We start from the raw sequence: 18,489 nt of genomic DNA, 5'->3' as shown, positions 1-18,489 counted from the left end.
GGAACTCAGGATTACAAGTTTATGCCGAGCAAAATCAAAAATAGAAAAATCTGCAAACCACAAACAAGGATTCTATTTATTCTAGGCATGCATCGCTCAGGCACATCCGCGATGGCCAATATTATGGCGCATCTGGGTGGAGATATTGGCAAGGATATCATGCCGCCAGCAAGTGATAATCCGGCTGGATTCTATGAAAACAATAAAATTGTCTCGCTCAACGATGAAATTCTTCTGCATTCCAATAGAACATGGATGTCAATTGAGGCGGCGGCGGGAAGTTGTAAGACAGAATTCGCTGAGCTGTATTACCAAAGAATATCAAAGCTTCTGAAAACCGAATACTCCAACAAGGACTCGATTCTGATCAAGGATCCCAGGCTATCATTAACATTGCCGGTTTGGAGAAAGCAGCTCGACAATATCAATGTGGATCAAAGTGTAATCATTATGATTCGTCACCCCATGGAGGTGATGGAATCATTGCGGCGGAGAAACAACATACCGCAACATCTTTCCGCTCTTCTCTGGCTTCATTACACGATAGAGGCAGAACGTAACTCCAGGGGTCTGAAGAGATGTTTTGTACGTTATTCCAGTCTTATTGACGACCCTGCGAGTACAATGAAGTATATCGCTTCGTCTCTTGGAATCAATATTGAAGGGAAAGAATTATCCAAGAACTCATATTTTCTGGATAAGTCTAACCGCCATCATGTCCACGAGGATCGAAAGACCGGAAATAGACTCCTGGATATTGCTCTGGATTATTATTTCAATTTGATAGATTGTATTGAAAGAGATGATTTGACATCAATTGACTCGCTATCGGAAGAACTGAACCAGTTTTTGTCGGATTTAATTGAGGATGGCAGACCTTTATTTGCTGACTTGTATGAATTGATTGGCCATATGCAAAATATCGAAGATGAAAAACGATGGAGCCTGTTTAAGCAAGACGAAAGAATAGAGGAGCTTGAGAAAACGCTTGAGGATAAGGACAAAACATTGGCTGAATATGAAACTGTAACAAAAAGTTTGGATAATATTACCAATCAGGTTAACACCCAGTTATCGCTGCAGCAGTCTTCATTAAATCAGCTTACACAGAGGCTGGATGATGTAACAAAGATATTATCTCGACTTGATGGACAATTCGATGGCGTAGTCTCCGGTCTTTCCGAGCGCAATGAGCGAATCGCTAATCTAGAGGTGCAGATCAATAATGCAAAAGGGTATTTTCTGTTTCTGGAACAGGAAGTTTCCAAAAAAAATGGCCACATCGCGCACCTTGAGAAAATCGTACAAAATCCGGTCAGATTTCGAATCATTAAACGTGCGCTAAAAGGCCTAGCTGCTCCAGCAGCGGTATTAGTCGAGTATTCGGCAAGGTTACTCAAATCCATTGTACACGTGTTGCCTATTTCAAAATCGCAGAAGCGTATAATCAAGAATTATTTGGTCTTTAAATTGGGGCCACTTCTTGCTTGGTCTCCGCTCATAAGATCAGTGCTAAATCATTATAAGGCGGCAAATGTCCCTCCGGCCCCACGTGATACGACCAGCTCAGGACAACCACAAGACATAAGCGCGTATATACACAACCTCACGCATGAAATAGAGTTTTCAGTGGACAAATCAGAGTTTGATTTGTCATGCAAGGAACGATTGAACGCATTCGTTCAAAGTACTTCAACCATGGTTTTTCCTGCTGTTAGGAAGCCCGAGATATCTGTAGTTTTGATATTATACAATAGAGCCGAGCTAACATTGACATGCCTGCAATCACTATTGCTGGATAATCTGGACAATATCGAGATCGTAGTTGTTGACAATAATTCAACAGACAAGACAAGCGATATTCTAAAGACTGTACAGAATATCACCTATGTACGTAATACCGAAAACCTTGGCTTTGTCAAAGCAGTAAACCAAGGCGCTCAAATCGCGCAAGGTGAATATCTATTGCTTCTGAACAATGACACCATTGTCGTGCCAGGTGCAATGCGCCGACTTCTGAACGTCTTAAAGTTCAATGAAAACGCTGGAGCAGTCGGTGGCCGTATTATTAATCTCAATGGAAAGCTTCAGGAGGCCGGCAACTATATCTTCTCCGACGGGGGATGTAATGGATATGGCCGCGGAAGTTCGCCATATGATCCCGAATACATGTTCATGCGAGAGGTAGATTATTGCTCGGGCGCCTTCCTTATGACAAGCGCAAAGCTCTTCAGTGATATGGGGGGGTTCGATGAGGAATACTCGCCGGCTTACTACGAAGAAACAGACTATTGCGTGAGGTTAAGGAAGTCGGGGAAGAGTGTAATTTACGTACCAGATGCGCCAATACTTCACTATGAGTTTGCAAGTTCTGGCTCAATGGATAAAGCTTTGGAATTGCAAATAAGAAATAGAGAAAAATTTTTCCGGAAGCACAGTGACTTTCTTTCATCAAAACCGGAAGGTGTGACGCATAATAGATATGTTTCTCGATTTGCCAGACACGATAAACCATCAGTCATTTATCTGGATGATCGTGTTCCTCATAAATATTTCGGCTCCGGATTCCCGAGATCAAACAGCATTCTTTCCGCGATGGCGGATTTGGGCTGCCTGGTCACCTTGTGCCCCATTCGTTTCCCGTTTGAGGAGCAGAGCTGGGATGCTGTCTATTCTGACATTGACAGAAGAATAGAGGTGTTGAGGGGCTGCGGCGTAGAAGATCTAAAGAATGTACTGATTGAAAGAAAGGGTTCATACGATATCCTGTTTGTTAGCAGGCCTCACAACATGGAACTCGTCAATGAGTTGTATGAAGCTGGGGTCATCGATCAACAAGCCAAACTGATTTATGATGCGGAGGCGCTCTTCTCTCTGCGGGATATTTCCTTCAAGGAATTACAAGGAAAATCCCTATCATTAAACCGAAAGAAGCAGATGGTAAATAACGAGCTGGCAATTGCAAAGTATGCCGACAGAATTGTTACCGTCTCTCCTCCAGAGAGCAAAGTATACCAGGATCACGGTTTCAGGGATGTCCATATACTTGCACATAAAGCGGTGGTGCGCGCTACACCGGAATCATTGAAAAACAGAAAGGATATATTATTTGTTGGGGGAATACATGCATGTGAATCTCCCAATGCCGACTCATTGATTTGGTTTATCGAGAATATTTTTCCAAAAATTCGAAAATTCTTTCCAGACGTAAAGTTGAACATTGCCGGTATCTGTGACTGCGAAAAACTTTATGAACAAAAAAATAGCGATATTATATTTCACGGCAGGGTGGATGATCTTTGGTCGCTATATTCAACAGCAAGAGTTTTTATTGCCCCAACTCGTTATGCGGCGGGTATTCCGATGAAGGTGCACCATGCCGCCAGCTATGGACTACCAGTAGTAACCACCACATTGATTCTTGATCAACTTGGCTGGATAAATCGTCAGGATATATTGGCATCTAAAATTGACAATCCGGAAGGATTCGCGGAGATGTGTATAGAAATTTATCAAAACGATCTCTTGTGGAAAAAGATTAGAGAAAACGCGCTGGCAAGAATTCGTAACGAATGTTCAGAAGATCGCTTTACTGATAGCGTGAAGCAAGTTGTTGAAAATCGCTTTAAATAGGATTCGTCCATACGGCAATTCGGTTTTGCAAAATATTGTTTATCGATAAATATTTAATACGAGAGTTATAATGAAACGTATAATAACCTTCGGCACGTTTGACATGTTTCACCCTGGCCATATTAACATACTTCGCCGTGCAAAGGAGCTTGGCGATTGGCTGATTGTAGGTGTGTCTTCCGATGACCTGAATTACCGAAAGGGAAAAATTAGTATCATGCCCCTTTCTCACCGACTGGAAATAGTGCGCAATCTTAAGTTTGTTGATGAAATATTTGTAGAGGAATCGCTTGAGTTAAAGGATGCCTACATAGAACAATACAGGGCTGATGTCCTTGTTATGGGAGATGACTGGAAAGGAAAATTCGATTTTGTTGGTTGCCAAACTGTATACTTGCCGCGCACCCAGGGTGTATCAACTACCGAGATTAAACTTGGCCTGCTTGAAAGTATAAAAACCTATCGTCTGCTATTTGCAGACTGTTATATACAAAAACACCTGCACTGCGCCCAGCCGTACATGGAATATCTTGACAAGGTTAAAGTCACCTGTCACGCGGTTACGACAAAAGACGAATATCCTGACGAAAAGTTCGATGCGATAGTGGTATTTAACAAAGCGGATGAAAGGCTTAGGCATACCTATAGAGAAACGCCAATCATTCTTATCGATCATGGCGCCAGTAATCTAAAATGGTTTTTGGGCTCATTTGAACGCTATTTGTCATGCGATTACTTCCTTACTGCCGGACCACACCATAAAGAATCGATGGAAAGCTTTTTCGGTCCTGATAACAATATAAAGGCTTCTGCTTTTATTAAGTCTAATCTTCTTTTCAGTAGCCCGTCCATGACTAGAAAATCATTTTGTGCCAGATATAATCTAGATGAAAATAAGAATATTGTGTTGTTTGCACCAACGTGGTTTACCGAGTTCAACGATGATACGAGATTGGTGTTAGATGAGATAGAAAAATGTGATAACCATATAGTCTGTCAGCATGTAGAAAAGGCACAACTTGACGGCGAGACTAAATTAAATATCGTATCAAATGATAATAATATAATCGTGGAGATCATGAAGCATGCAGATATTGTTATATCTGATACGTCATCAATTCTCTACGAGGCTGCGGCATTGGGGAAACATATTATACAGGTGTTGCTAAAGTCATACCCTGATAATCCATCTAAAGACTACGAGTATCCTGTATCAGCAGGATCAGCGCGTTTCTTTGTTTGCGGATTACCAGCTCGCCCATCGCAAATTGGCTGGGCAATAAAGAATGTTTCCAATTACAGCGATGCTCTTTCCTATTCCCAAAAGAAGATTCTCAAAGGAACTGTAATAGCCAGAGATTCTTATAGAAGAATAACCGAGCAGTTGATTACATGTATAAATGAATTTGGGTCTACTTCACAAAAAAACAGAAACGAGCACGATAGATCTAAGTATCAAAAAAATCTAATGAGGGTTGGCGCAGCTAATGTTATCGCTCATGCAGGTGGAATCGTAGACGGAGATGGCTACACGAACAGCAAGGAATCCATAATCAAATCGTGTCGGAGTAACGCGCTAATTGAGCTGGATATAGTGAGTTGCAGTGATGGACTGGTTGTGGCGCATGATGAAACAGAAGAAAAATATGGGCTTAGTCAAAAATTTAGCGACGTTACCACTGATACATTTCTTCAATCCAGGTTTAATGGTAAATACACGCCTATGTCATTTCGCCAATTATGTGCTTTTATATGTGACAAAGATGTTTATATAGTACTGGATATAAAGGACGTAGGCGACAAATATTGCAAAGGGGTTGATGATATACACGCCGTCGCAGCTGAATATAACGTTCAAGGCAGACTTATACCGCAGGTCTACTGCTATGAAGATTTTGAGCATGTTATCAAGTACGACTTTTATGGTTCGATGGTGAGCTTGTGGAAGTATTTTGACAAAGATCCGTTTAGTGCGAAGTCGCTGGAAAATCTCGAACGAATTTTTGATGCTGACCCGTACCACCCGATCGGTATTTCCCTGCGGTACAAGAATTGCGTAACCGGAAATGTTAATACGAAAAATTCTGATATATACAAACTGTTGTCATTTGGTGTGAAGATATTTATACATGGTCAAGACAGACTAATAGAAGAAGAGCTGCTGCGTAATAATTTTGGATTATTTTCGCATCACAGTCTTTGTGAAACTCGAGACCTGATACCTTCAGATTTCAAGTGGAAGGAATATTTGTATTTAAATCGCGATTTGATCAAGGCTGGCATAACAGAGGAGCATGACGTTAAGCTGCACTGGCTAAATCATGGGCACAAGGAAAATCGAAAATATCGTTTTGACATTCCAAACGACTTCGACTGGAAAATGTATCTACGAATTAACTCATGCTTGCAGCAATCTGGCCTGTCGGAAGAATACGAGCTAAAAGCTCATTGGACCAAGTTCCCTGGCCAGTTGAGGTATAAATAAGGCAGAGGAGTGTCTGTATGTGGATAAAGGGGGCGTGAGTGTATTATGAATTTATTGTCAATTGATCAAGGAACTACCGGTACAACGGTAATTTTATTCGACGACCAAGGAGATATCAAGGCGCGCGCATATCGTGAAATTCGACAACATTATCCACAACCAGGATGGGTTGAGCATGATCCGTACAATATATGGGACTCAGTCGTATCAGGCATTGAAGAGGTAATGGATTCTACTTCAGGATCGGTCGCTGCGATAGGTATTACAAATCAGCGAGAAACTACTATATTGTGGGATCGCGTTACAGGCCAACCGTACCATAATGCCATCGTTTGGCAATGCCGCAGAACAAGCAACATATGTGCAGATCTGAAAGGTTCAGCGAATTTTGTGAAAGAAAGAACCGGGTTACCGCTAGATGCCTATTTTAGTGCCACCAAAATTCGATGGCTTCTCGATAATGTTAAAGTTGATATTGAAAGAGCCTTGGTTGGAACGGTAGACGCCTGGCTGCTTTGGAAGTTGACCGGTGGCGCTATTCATGCAACAGACCACACCAATGCTTCTCGAACACTCCTTTACAACCTTGAAACGGGAAGCTGGGATCCGGAGTTGCTCGAAATATTCAACATACCTGGATGTATTTTGCCGTCAATTTATAATTCAATCTACGAGTACGGTTCAGTAAGCACGATACCTGCGGTAAACGGGGTCCCTATTCTCGCTATAGCCGGGGATCAGCAAGCATCTCTTTTTGGAAACGGCTGCCTAGCTGAAGGCAGTGTCAAAAACACATACGGTACCGGCTGCTTCCTAATGATGAACACCGGAAAAAAACGTATCACATCGGACCATGGCCTAATAACAACAGTCGCTGTTTCCCAAACTGGTGAGCGCTGTTTTGCGCTTGAGGGCTCGATATTTTCTGCGGGCTCAGTGATTCAATGGCTGCGCGATGGTATGCAATTGATAGGGGATGCGTCGGACAGCGAGGCCATGGCGCGGGCCGTAAGTTCAAACGAAGGCGTGTATATTGTGCCAGCTTTCACCGGCCTTGGTGCACCTTACTGGGATATGAACTGTCGAGCTGCTATTGTTGGTTTGAGTTTTGGTACCGATAAAAGATATATTGTAAGGGCTGCATTGGAGTCTGTGGTATATCAAAGTGTAGATGTTTTGCGAATTATGGAAATTGACTCCGGTTTGCCAATATCAGGTATAAAGGTGGACGGAGGCATGACTAAAAATGAATTTGTTTTACAGTTTCAGGCGGACATGCTCGATACAGAAGTTCATCGCCCACGACATATAGAATCGACTGCATTTGGTATTGGGTTTATGGCTGGCCTTGGAGCGGGTGTCTGGTTATCAATTGATGAACTGTCGTCTATTCAAAAACTGGACAAAACATTCGTACCCCGTATTAGCGAGAATGACAGGTCAAAACTATTGGCTGGCTGGCATGACGCGGTTAATAAGGCGCGGCACATGCCCCAGGACATTATTCGCGAAGGCATGACCGGCTTTTAGATATTTCTGCCGGATATATACATAGGTTGCGAGATCGTTATGCGTGCAGAAGACGTGTCAGTCATAATAGTAAACTGGAATAGTAACGATCTTTTAAAGAGGTGTCTTGAGCATCTATCGATACAAACATTAAAACCACGCAGGGTAATTATCGTTGATAATGGCAGCGTCCCGTCGGTACCATCGGAATATTCTCAATACCCCGGAATTGCTGTGACTGCTTGCCTGCTGGGCACAAACACCGGTTTTGCGCACGCAAATAATTTCATTATAAGCGATACAGAGGCGAGATATGTTGCTTTGCTGAACCCCGACGCATTCCCAGATCCTGGCTGGCTGGGTGCACTGATAGAGGCGGCGGACATGCATTCTGATATTGCCGCATTTGGGTCTCGGCAGCTAGTTTATAGCGATTTGCGCCAGATCGACGGGATTGGGGATGTATACCATATGTCCGGTCTTGTTTGGCGCGATGGCTTTTTGGACGATTTTGACAGCTCTGACCCCGAGCATACTTGCCCACACGAAATATTCTCCGCCTGTGCCGGGGCCGCGCTATATCGAACCGAAGTGCTCCGGGAAATGGGCGGGTTCGATGAGGATTTTTTCTGTTATGTCGAAGATGTCGACCTGGGATTCCGTCTGAGGCTGGCAGGGCACAAGGCCATGTATGTACCGGATGCGGTGGTTCATCATGTTGGCTCAGCCACTACCGGCGGCCGTCATAGTGACTTTGCCATCTATCACGGTCATCGTAACCTGGTCTGGGCATACGTGAAAAATATGCCCGGCATCCTGTTTTGGTTGTTCCTGCCTCTTCACATCGCCCTCAACTTGGTTATAATGTTGATCTATATACTAAAAGGGAAGGGTGGAGTGATACTCCGGGCAAAGCGGGATGCGCTGAAAGGTCTACCCGGTGTGCTCAAAAAGCGGTCGCTCATACAGAAAAATCGCCGAGCTTCTATTGCTGATATCTGGGCGGTGCTGGATAAACGACTATACCCCTCCCGCAAAACGATTCACCCAAGACGCACGCAAAACAGCAAAATGAGATAGTAAATAGCGCATAACAAGGAGTGCGTCATGGATACTCCACGCATAGACTCAAAGCCGTCAGCCAGGTTGAATACAGGCAAGGTCGTCAATCTGCTGGATCACAAGCCAATCAAGGCAAAGCTTGTAGATATACCGGTTCTCGTGGCAGGGTTGGCTAAAACCGGGCGCTTGCCCGTTACAACTGTTATCGTGAATTACAACTCGGGCGATCTGCTGCAGCAAAGTGTAGCGGCGTGTGTGGACGATTCTCAAGATGTTGTTGTAGTTGATAATGGTTCTACGGATTGCAGTACCGACCCGATAAAAAGCACATATTTTGGGAAGGATTATGTTTCGGTAGTCGACAACCGTAACAATCACGGATTTGCCAGTGGCTGCAATCGTGGCAACATCGAAGCGACCAGCCCCTATGTTTTGTTCCTAAATCCCGATTGCATGTTGGCTGCTGGCTCACTAAAAAAGCTCGTTGATGCCCTGGAGGCAAACCCGGGTGCAGCCATGGCCGGGGGGCGCCTGATGAATCCGGATGGCACGGAACAGGCTGGTGGTCGAAGGGCGATACCTACTCCGTGGCGCTCATTCGTTCGGGCATTTGGTTTGACGCGTTTTTCAAAACGCTGGCCCAGACTCTTTTATGATTTTTACCTTCACACACAACCGCTTCCGACACATCCGGTAGAGGTCGAAGCCATTTCCGGGGCGATGATGCTCGTCAGAAAAAGCGTGCTGGAGGAAATCGGCGGATGGGACGAAAACTATTTCCTGCATTGTGAGGACCTTGATATCTGCATGAGGTTGCGTCAAAAAGGCTGGAAAATCCTGTTTGTGCCCGACGCCCCGGCAAAACATTTTCAGGGCTCTTGTGGCCGTTCGCGTCCTTTATTCGTCGAATGGCACAAACACAAGGGCATGATGAGGTTTTACCGCAAGTTCTTTCGTCATCAATACCCCGGCGCATTTATGTGGCTGGTGAGCTGCGGTGTCTGGTTGCGGTTTGGGATGGTCGCAACCTGCCAGCTAGCCAGGCGCATCCGCCACGGTGGCAGGATTGGCAGCACCTGATCTCAGGCTGGGCATACTCGGGGCAACAAGCCTGGTCGGTACAAAACTGCTGAGTCGTTTGGCTTCAACAGGTCAGCAGGAGACCCGGGAGGTTCATGCCTTCAGTCGGCAGGCAGGTCGATCGAGTAAGTCTGAAGTCTGGCACCAGCTCGGGCAAGCGGATTCGAGCCCCGGCAAACCCGTTATACCTTTCTGGCTTTCTCTCGCGCCCATTTGGGTGCTCCCCGACTATTTTGACTTTTTGTTAACGAAAGGTGCCCGGCGCATAGTTGCGCTTTCTTCTACCAGCCGATTTACCAAGGCTGACGCAAAAGACCCCGCTGATCGTCAACTTGCTAACAAGCTCGCAGCAGCGGAGGAAGAACTGGCCAGTTGGGCGGAGTCCAACGGCATCGACTGGATAATTCTCCGGCCGACCATGATTTATGGCGGTGGCCATGATCAGAATATTTCCAGGATAGCCCGCCTGATTCACCGATTTGGTTTCTTTCCTGTTTTTGGTCCGGCGCAAGGCAGGCGACAGCCAGTCCATGTTGATGACGTAGCCAAGGCATGTCTCGCGGCACTGGAAACGAGCAGTACGAAGAATATGGCGATGAATATTTCCGGGGCAGAAGTGCTCAGTTATACAGAAATGGTGTCACGCGTGTTCCGGGCAATGAATCGATCACCGCGTATCGTTCGGATTCCGGCGGTGGTATTCAAGGCTGCCTTGGTCGTGTCCGGACTGATTCCCGGGTTTCGCAAGCTGTCTTTCGGCATGATTGAGCGGATGAACCAGGACCTGGTTTTTGACCACCAGCAGGCAAGTGAAGCGCTGGATTTTACGCCCAGAAAATTTGTATTGGGGCGGGATGACTTGCCCCGTTGAAACGGACCGTATTTGATTGGGTTGGCACGATTTAAGGCTTTGATTGAACCAGCGATTATGATAATTTCCGCGCCTCGACAGGCGCGTAGCTCAGCTGGTTAGAGCACCACCTTGACATGGTGGGGGTCGGTGGTTCGAGTCCACTCGTGCCTACCATTCGCTAGAACGGCGAATCCGGAGGCTCTGTTGAATTTGCTCCCGAATTCGCCGTTTTTATTTCATTGCCCACACGCGGCCTTTGGTAGGGGTCGCCACTGACTGAGGGAGCAGAGATGCCGGTTGTATCCTTACCAGATGGTTCCAAGCGCGAATTTTCCAACCCCGTAACCGTAGCCGATGTTGCAGCAGATATCGGCCCAGGGCTGGCCAGTGCCGCGCTGGCCGGTCGTGTTGACGGTAAACTGGTCGATACCTCGTATACCATTGATCGCGATGTTGAGCTGGGCATTGTTACCGACCGGGACGAAGACGGCCTGGACGTGATTCGCCATTCCACGGCTCATTTGCTCGCTCAGGCGGTCAAAGAGCTATTCCCGAAAGCGCAAGTCACAATTGGTCCGGTGATCGACAACGGCTTCTACTACGATTTCGCCTACGAGCGACCTTTTACCGAAGAAGATCTGGTTGTTATCGAGAACAAGATGACCGAACTGGCCAAAAACGGTGATGAAGTCAGCCGTTCAGTCATGCTGCGCGACGACGCGGTGACGTTCTTCAAGGGAATGGGTGAGGATTACAAGGCCGAGATTATCGGCAGCATACCCGGTAACGAGGAGATCTCGCTGTACAAGCAGGGCGAATTTATCGACCTCTGTCGCGGCCCTCATGTTCCCAATACCGGCAAGCTCAAGGCCTTCAAGCTGATGAAAGTCGCCGGCGCCTACTGGCGCGGGGATTCACGCAATGAAATGCTGCAGCGTGTTTACGGCACGGCCTGGACCAACAAGAAAGATCTCAAGGCATACCTGCATCGGCTCGAGGAAGCGGAAAAGCGTGACCATCGCAAGCTGGGTCGCCAGCTTGACCTGTTTCATACCCAGGATGAAGCGCCGGGCATGGTGTTCTGGCACGACAAAGGCTGGACTATCTGGCAACAAATTGAACAGTACATACGCGCCACCTTGCGCAATCACGGATACCAGGAAGTCAAAACCCCGCAAATGGTCGATCGCAGCCTGTGGGAAAAATCCGGTCACTGGGACAAATTTGGTGACATGATGTTCACCACGCATTCGGAGGCCCGTGACTACGCGGTCAAGCCGATGAATTGCCCTTGCCACGTACAGATTTACAACCAGGGCCTGAAGAGTTACCGGGACCTGCCGCTACGCATGGCAGAATTCGGCTCCTGCCACCGTAATGAACCGTCAGGAACCCTGCACGGCATCATGCGCGTGCGCAACTTCACCCAGGATGACGCGCATATTTTCTGTACCGAGAACCAGATCCAGGACGAGGTGTCTGATTTCATTGATCTGTTGACCAAGGTCTATGCGGATTTCGGCTTCAATCAGCTTGAAACCAAGCTGTCCACGCGTCCTGAAAATCGCGTCGGTTCCGATGAAATCTGGGACAAGGCGGAACAGGCGCTGGAAGATTCACTTAACTCCAAGGGTCTTGAATGGGAACTGCAACCGGGCGAGGGCGCGTTTTACGGACCAAAAATTGAATTCTCCCTGCGCGACAGCCTGGAGCGGGTCTGGCAATGCGGCACCATTCAGGTGGATTTCTCCATGCCGGGACGGCTCGATGCGCACTATGTCGCGGAGGATGGCAGCCGCCAGGTTCCGGTCATGTTGCACCGGGCAATCCTGGGTTCATTGGAGCGGTTTATCGGTATATTGATCGAGGAACATGCCGGCGCCATGCCGGCCTGGTTGGCACCCACACAAGTGGTGGTGATGAATATTACTGACGACCAGGCCGAATATTGTGAAAAACTGGAAAAAAGTTTGAAAAATAAAGGCTTCCGAGCACATTCGGACTTGAGAAACGAAAAAATCGGCTTTAAAATCCGCGAGCACACATTGCAGCGCATCCCGTACCTGCTGGTAGCGGGCAACCGGGAAGCGCAAGACGGTACCGTTGCCGTGCGCACGCGAACCGGTGAGGATCTGGGTGTTATGACCCTGGACGAATTCAGTCTACGCCTCACCAACGAAGTCGCGGGCCGCGGCGTTTAATTTTTCAGGAGATAATTCGTATCGCAGCAAAAAAAGAGACGCGCCTTAACCGGGAAATTCAGGCCCCGGAGGTGCGGTTAATCGGAGCAGACGGCGACCAGATTGGCGTCGTGACTATCGCAGAAGCCCTGGACAAGGCCGAAGAAGCGGGCCTGGATTTGGTGGAAATTTCACCCAATGCGGAACCGCCGGTATGCCGGATCATGGATTTTGGCAAATACCAGTATGAAGCGAGCAAAGCGCAACATGCGGCCAAGAAAAAGCAGAAACAGATACAAGTCAAAGAAGTGAAGTTTCGACCTGGCACCGATATAGGTGATTACAACGTCAAACTTCGAAATCTGATTCGCTTTCTTGAAAAGGGCGACAAGGCAAAAGTCACGATGCGGTTTAGAGGCCGTGAAATGGCGCACCAGGAACTGGGGCTTGAAATGCTTAAACGGGTCGAAGCCGACCTGGCGGAGTACGCATCCGTAGAGCAGTTTCCCAGGCTGGAAGGTCGCCAGATGGTGATGGTGCTGCAACCCAAGGCAGTTATCAGCAAGTAATCAGATTTTGAATTGCAGTCGGCAAGACTGAGGAGTTTGACAATGCCAAAGATCAAAACCAATCGCGGTGCCGCGAAGCGCTTCAAGAAAACTGCCAGTGGCGGTTTTCGTCGCAGTTCTTCCCATATGCGCCACATCCTGACCAAGAAGAGCACCAAGCGCAAGCGTCACTTGCGTGGCGGTGACATGGTTCATAAAGCAGACACCGGCCTCGTTCGCCGCATGTTGCCGTACGTATAAGGAGACAGAACAATGCCACGAGTCAAACGCGGTGTCATTGCACACGCTCGTCACAAGAAAGTAATTGATCGCGCCAAGGGTTACCGCGGTGCGCGCAAGAATGTTTATCGTGTAGCCAAGCAGGCTGTGGATAAGGCCGGCCAGTACGCCTACCGCGATCGCCGCCAGAAAAAACGCCAGTTCCGCGCACTGTGGATTGCCCGTATCAATGCCGCGGCACGCATGAATGGCCTGAGCTACAGCCGTCTTATGGATGGCCTGAAGAAATCTGATATCGAGATTGATCGCAAGGTTCTTGCCGATATCGCTGTTCACGATATGGATGCGTTTACTGCTTTGGCTGAACAGGCCAAGGCCGGACTCGCAAACTGATCGTCAAGACGAATTTCTAGCTTTATTCGTCGAGCTATCAGCAACGGGAAAGGTCGTTGACCTTTCCCGTTTTGTTTTGCCAATTGATAAAATAAAACGCTGAGAAAAACCAAACACCATGACTGAGAATCTGCAACAAACCCTGGATCGCATGCTGGAGCAGGCGCTTGCGGAAACTGACAACGCAACCAGTCCTGACGAAGTCGAGGTCTTGCGTGTCACTTACCTGGGCAAGAAAGGCAAGCTGACCGAGCAACTGAAACAACTGGGCAGTTTGCCGCCGGAAGAGCGGCCAAAGGTGGGGCAGTGGGTCAACCAGGCCAAGGCAACACTCCAGGATCGAATTGCTGCACGCAAGCAGATGCTGGAAGTACAACTGCGCCAGGCCAGTTTGGTAAGTGAGCAGATAGATGTCAGCCTTCCGGGTCGTGGAAACAGTCGTGGCGGCCTGCACCCGGTGACACAAACGCTTGAGCGCCTGGAACAACTGTTTGCCCGCCTGGGCTTCGAAGTCGCAGATGGCCCGGAGATTGAAGACGATTATCATAACTTCGAAGCGCTCAATATTCCCGCCGATCATCCAGCTCGCGCCATGCACGACACGTTCTACTTCAAAAACGGCAACGTGCTGCGCACCCATACGTCGCCTGTGCAGATACGGTACATGGAAAACAACAAGCCGCCGCTCAGGATCATCGCCCCCGGCCGCGTCTATCGTTGTGACTCCGACGTCACCCACACACCGATGTTCCACCAGATTGAGGGATTACTGGTGGATGACAATGTCAGCTTTGCCAATCTGAAAGGCATCCTGGCCGAGTTTCTGCGCCAGTTCTTTGAAGCCGATCTCAAGGTTCGTTTCAGGCCATCATTTTTTCCGTTTACCGAGCCATCTGCCGAGGCGGATATCAGTTGCGTGATCTGCTCTGGCAAGGGTTGTCGTGTTTGCGGCAATACTGGCTGGATTGAGGTGCTGGGCTGCGGCATGGTGCATCCCAATGTGCTGAAGTGCGGTGGCATTGACCCGGAAAAATACACCGGTTTTGCGTTTGGTCTTGGCGTCGAGCGACTGACCATGCTGCGTTATGGCGTCAATGACCTGCGCCTGTTTTTCGAAAATGATCTTCGTTTCCTGCGCCAGTTCAACGGCTGAAGCGGGAAGTAATAGCGGAAATAAACTATGCGTATAAGTGAATCCTGGTTGCGTGAGTGGGTCGATCCCGAACTGAAGACGCAGGGCATCGCCGACTGCCTGACTATGGCCGGTCTTGAAGTGGATGGTATAGAACCCGTTAGTCCCGACCTGGTCAACATAGTTGTTGGCCAGATTGTCAAAGCCGGGCCACACCCGGAAGCTGACAGGTTACAGGTTTGCCAGGTATTGGTCGGGAACAAGAAGCAGCTGCAGATTGTTTGCGGTGCTGCCAACGCACGCGAAGGACTGAAAGCACCTGTTGCACTGGTTGGCGCAGTGTTGCCTGGCGGCATGGAAATCAAAACCGCCACGCTTCGCGGCGTAGACTCTTTCGGCATGCTTTGTTCGGCAAAGGAGCTTGGTCTGTCAGAGCAATCTGATGGGCTGATGGAATTACATGGTGACATGAAGCCCGGTCAGTCATTGTTCAAGGCGCTTGCTCTTGACGACAAGGCAATAGAAATTGATCTTACGCCAAACCGCGGTGATTGCCTTAGCGTTGCCGGCATCGCTCGTGAATTGTCAGCATTGACAGCCACGCGACTGACACCGGTCAAGATTACTCCGGTCAAGGCTGCCAGCAAGACGCGAATCAACATCAGCCTGGAGGCGGGATCAGACTGCCCGCACTACGTCGGCCGGGTTATCGAAGATATCGATCCAGCCGCGGTAACACCCATGTGGATGCAGGAGCGATTGCGCCGTAGCGGATTGCGCAGCCTGGGTCCGTGCATTGATGTCACCAACTACATACTGCTGGAGCTTGGCCAGCCCATGCATGCATTTGATCTGGGTCGACTGAACGGCAACATCCACGTCAAACACTGTCAGAAAAAAACAAGACTGGAACTGCTTGATGGCAGTACACGCGACATCGAAACCGGCAGCTTGCTGATCGCAGATGACAAAGGCCCGGTAGCGCTTGCCGGTATTATGGGAGGCGCCCAGTCTGCCGTGTCGGACGATACCACCAATATTTTCCTCGAGAGCGCATATTTTGCGCCTTCGGCCATAGCGGGCCGGGCTCGCAGCCTTGGCTTGCAAACAGATTCATCGCACAGGTTCGAACGCGGTGTCGATCCACAGTTACAAAAGGATGCGCTTGAACGCGCCACCGCGTTACTGGTTGACATCGTCGGCGGTAAACCCGGTCCAGTGATTGAAAAAAAGCTGGCAAAACATCTGCCCAGGGCCATGGCTATTGTTGTTCGTCACAAGCGGGTTGAATCGGTTCTGGGCATCAAGCTGGCATCTGGTCGCATTCAATCCTACCTGAAGCGACTGGGCATGACTGTCAAGGCAATCAACGGCGGCTGGAAGGTCACGGCACCGAGCTATCGATTTGATATCGCCCGGGAAGAAGATTTGATCGAAGAGGTGGCGCGACTGTACGGATACCACAATATCCCGGAAACCATGCCGCAGGGCATCCTGGATATGGCGCCGGTCCCGGAAACACAGGTCAGCACACATGACGTGGCCAGGCTATTGACCAGCCGGGATTACCAGGAAGTCGTTACCTACAGCTTTGTCGATCCGGAAATGCAGCAACGCCTGAATCCCGAGGTGCAGGCTATACCATTAGCCAATCCTATTGCTTCCGATTTGGCTGTCATGCGCACCAACCTGTGGCCAGGGCTGCTAAAGGTCGTTGAGCACAACCTCAATCGTCAGCAGTATCGGATCCGGATATTCGAAACTGGCCACCGTTTCCTCAAAAAGGGTAAGGGCAGCCTGGAAGAGCAAATGCTGGCTATGGCCCTTACCGGTCCCGCATCCACCCCGAGTTGGGCTGAGAAACCTCGGCAGATGGACTTTTTTGATCTAAAAGGGGATTTGGAAGCAGTTCTGGGCCTGAGTGGGTTAAATGGTGAAGATTTCGAGTTCCAGGCCACCAGCCACCCGGCCTTGCACCCGGGGCAGTGCGCCCAGATTAGCCGAAACGGCAAAAATATTGGCTGGATTGGCGCGCTGCATCCGGAAATTTCTGCAAAATCTGATTTTGATCAGGCCGTTTACTTGGCGGAGGTTGCGATTTCCGCAATACAGGGTGATAAAATCGCCAAATTTCGAGAAATTTCGCGATTCCCTGCCATAGATCGCGATTTGGCCGTAGTTCTGCCCGTTGAAACTCCGGCGAGCGAGGTTTTGAAATTAGTTCGTGCTGCAGCAGGTAATTGGCTCACAGACCTCCAGCTTTTTGACGACTATCGTGGCGAAGGTATTGATTCGGGAAGAAAAAGTCTTGGTTTGGGCTTGACCTTACAGGACTCTTCGCGCACTCTTAAAGAGGTAGAGATTGAGGGTGTCATCGAAAACATCCTCGGGGTGCTGCGTCGGGAACTCGGCGCCGAACTACGATAAGAACTTCACCTCGGCATTAACAACAGGGTAGGAATATGGCACTGACAAAGGCTGATTTGGCAGAGAGCCTGTATAACGAACTTGGGCTGAATAAACGCGAAGCCAAGGAGTTTGTGGAGCTGTTTTTTGAAAAGATTCGTGCCTCACTGGAAGACGGTGAGGCCGTCAAGCTGTCAGGATTTGGCAATTTTGGTCTGCGCAACAAGAATTCACGGCCGGGACGAAATCCAAAAACCGGGGAAGAAATTCCGATTTCAGCAAGACGGGTTGTAACTTTTCGTGCAAGTCATAAACTGAAAGAGAGGGTGGAGCAAAATGCCCACCTGCTGAGTCCGGATACAGAGAAAGTCGAAGCCAGCGCGGGATAAAAATAAAAAGTGATGCTAGATCCAGGCGATAACCATGAACTCCCCCCGATTCCGGGCAAACGCTATTTCACCATAGGCGAAGTCAGCGAATTGTGCGCCGTAAAACCGCACGTTCTGCGTTACTGGGAGCAGGAATTTCCACAACTGAAACCGGTAAAACGTCGCGGCAATCGCCGTTATTACCAGCGTCATGATGTCGTGTTGATTCGCCAAATTAGAGAACTTTTATACGTTGATGGGTTCACAATTAGTGGCGCGCGCAACCAGCTGATTACCGATGACCCAGAACTGATGCTTTCAGCTCATTCCGATACGATTCGTTCGTTAATAGACGAACTCGAGGATGTGTTGGCCGTTCTAAAATCGGCAGAAGACCAGGCCTCATCAACCCATCACGTCTGAGCAGATTTTTTTCCTCGCAAGCCAGCTGTCGGGCTACCATCACATTGCACATGGCGGTATTATCCGGCCGCCGTTTGGGCATCAACAAAACGAGCATTCGGGGCGTAGCGCAGCCTGGTAGCGCACTGCAATGGGGTTGCAGTGGTCGGAGGTTCAAATCCTCTCGCCCCGACCAAT

Annotated in this window: 14 protein-coding genes, 2 tRNA genes and 1 pseudogene; all 17 read left to right on the top strand. The window is 48.7% G+C overall.

Translation table 11 applies throughout. From position 1 onward, the window contains the following. Positions 1-21 precede the first annotated feature (21 nt). The 17 genes and pseudogenes from OEZ10_13775 (at position 22) to OEZ10_13695 (ending at position 18,487) form a co-directional block, all read left to right on the top strand. Positions 22-3,633 (top strand): glycosyltransferase, encoded by a 3,612-nt coding sequence (locus OEZ10_13775; GenBank protein ID MDH5634038.1) that lies wholly within the window; start codon positions 22-24, stop codon positions 3,631-3,633. A gap of 70 nt (positions 3,634-3,703) precedes the next feature. After that, positions 3,704-4,063, top strand: a pseudogene (locus OEZ10_13770) (adenylyltransferase/cytidyltransferase family protein). A 90-nt stretch (positions 4,064-4,153) separates the two neighbouring features. Beyond that, positions 4,154-6,118 (top strand): CDP-glycerol glycerophosphotransferase family protein, encoded by a 1,965-nt coding sequence (locus OEZ10_13765; protein MDH5634037.1) that lies wholly within the window; start codon positions 4,154-4,156, stop codon positions 6,116-6,118. 45 nt (positions 6,119-6,163) lie between these two features. Next, the gene (gene glpK, locus OEZ10_13760; GenBank protein ID MDH5634036.1) at positions 6,164-7,648 is read left to right on the top strand and encodes a glycerol kinase GlpK; all 1,485 of its coding nucleotides are present in this window, start codon (positions 6,164-6,166) and stop codon (positions 7,646-7,648) included. Positions 7,649-7,687: 39 nt separating this feature from the next. Next, the gene (locus tag OEZ10_13755) at positions 7,688-8,707 is read left to right on the top strand and encodes a glycosyltransferase family 2 protein (GenBank protein ID MDH5634035.1); all 1,020 of its coding nucleotides are present in this window, start codon (positions 7,688-7,690) and stop codon (positions 8,705-8,707) included. A 27-nt stretch (positions 8,708-8,734) separates the two neighbouring features. Further along, entirely contained in the window at positions 8,735-9,769 is a 1,035-nt protein-coding gene (locus OEZ10_13750) for a glycosyltransferase family 2 protein (GenBank protein MDH5634034.1), read from the top strand. Beyond that, on the top strand, positions 9,756-10,640 hold the full coding sequence (locus tag OEZ10_13745) for an NAD-dependent epimerase/dehydratase family protein (GenBank protein ID MDH5634033.1): 885 nt from the start codon (positions 9,756-9,758) through the stop codon (positions 10,638-10,640). The genes OEZ10_13750 and OEZ10_13745 overlap by 14 nt, the downstream gene beginning before the upstream one ends. 79 nt (positions 10,641-10,719) lie before the next feature. Then, positions 10,720-10,796 (top strand) — tRNA-Val (locus OEZ10_13740). A gap of 116 nt (positions 10,797-10,912) precedes the next feature. Further along, complete coding sequence (gene thrS, locus OEZ10_13735; protein ID MDH5634032.1) at positions 10,913-12,823, top strand: threonine--tRNA ligase; 1,911 nt, start codon at positions 10,913-10,915, stop codon at positions 12,821-12,823. Positions 12,824-12,837: 14 nt separating this feature from the next. After that, on the top strand, positions 12,838-13,371 hold the full coding sequence (infC, locus tag OEZ10_13730; GenBank protein ID MDH5634031.1) for a translation initiation factor IF-3: 534 nt from the start codon (positions 12,838-12,840) through the stop codon (positions 13,369-13,371). A gap of 42 nt (positions 13,372-13,413) precedes the next feature. Then, a complete protein-coding gene (gene rpmI / locus OEZ10_13725) occupies positions 13,414-13,611 on the top strand; it encodes a 50S ribosomal protein L35 (protein MDH5634030.1) in 198 nt (65 codons plus the stop codon). Positions 13,612-13,623: 12 nt separating this feature from the next. Beyond that, positions 13,624-13,983, top strand: coding sequence for a 50S ribosomal protein L20 (gene rplT, locus OEZ10_13720; GenBank protein MDH5634029.1), 360 nt, complete (start codon positions 13,624-13,626; stop codon positions 13,981-13,983). A gap of 151 nt (positions 13,984-14,134) precedes the next feature. Continuing rightward, a complete protein-coding gene (gene pheS, locus OEZ10_13715) occupies positions 14,135-15,136 on the top strand; it encodes a phenylalanine--tRNA ligase subunit alpha (GenBank protein MDH5634028.1) in 1,002 nt (333 codons plus the stop codon). A gap of 27 nt (positions 15,137-15,163) precedes the next feature. Further along, complete coding sequence (gene pheT / locus OEZ10_13710) at positions 15,164-17,542, top strand: phenylalanine--tRNA ligase subunit beta (protein ID MDH5634027.1); 2,379 nt, start codon at positions 15,164-15,166, stop codon at positions 17,540-17,542. A 35-nt stretch (positions 17,543-17,577) separates the two neighbouring features. Beyond that, positions 17,578-17,910 (top strand): integration host factor subunit alpha, encoded by a 333-nt coding sequence (locus tag OEZ10_13705; GenBank protein ID MDH5634026.1) that lies wholly within the window; start codon positions 17,578-17,580, stop codon positions 17,908-17,910. A 12-nt stretch (positions 17,911-17,922) separates the two neighbouring features. Continuing rightward, the gene (locus OEZ10_13700) at positions 17,923-18,312 is read left to right on the top strand and encodes a MerR family transcriptional regulator (protein ID MDH5634025.1); all 390 of its coding nucleotides are present in this window, start codon (positions 17,923-17,925) and stop codon (positions 18,310-18,312) included. Between the two features lie 98 nt (positions 18,313-18,410). Continuing rightward, a tRNA-Pro gene (locus OEZ10_13695) sits at positions 18,411-18,487 on the top strand. Positions 18,488-18,489: the final 2 nt, after the last annotated feature.

The organism is Gammaproteobacteria bacterium (assembly GCA_029880545.1).
Classification (GTDB): domain Bacteria; phylum Pseudomonadota; class Gammaproteobacteria; order Acidiferrobacterales; family SZUA-150; genus JAOUOD01.
This window is presented reverse-complemented; position numbering and strand designations above follow the sequence as displayed.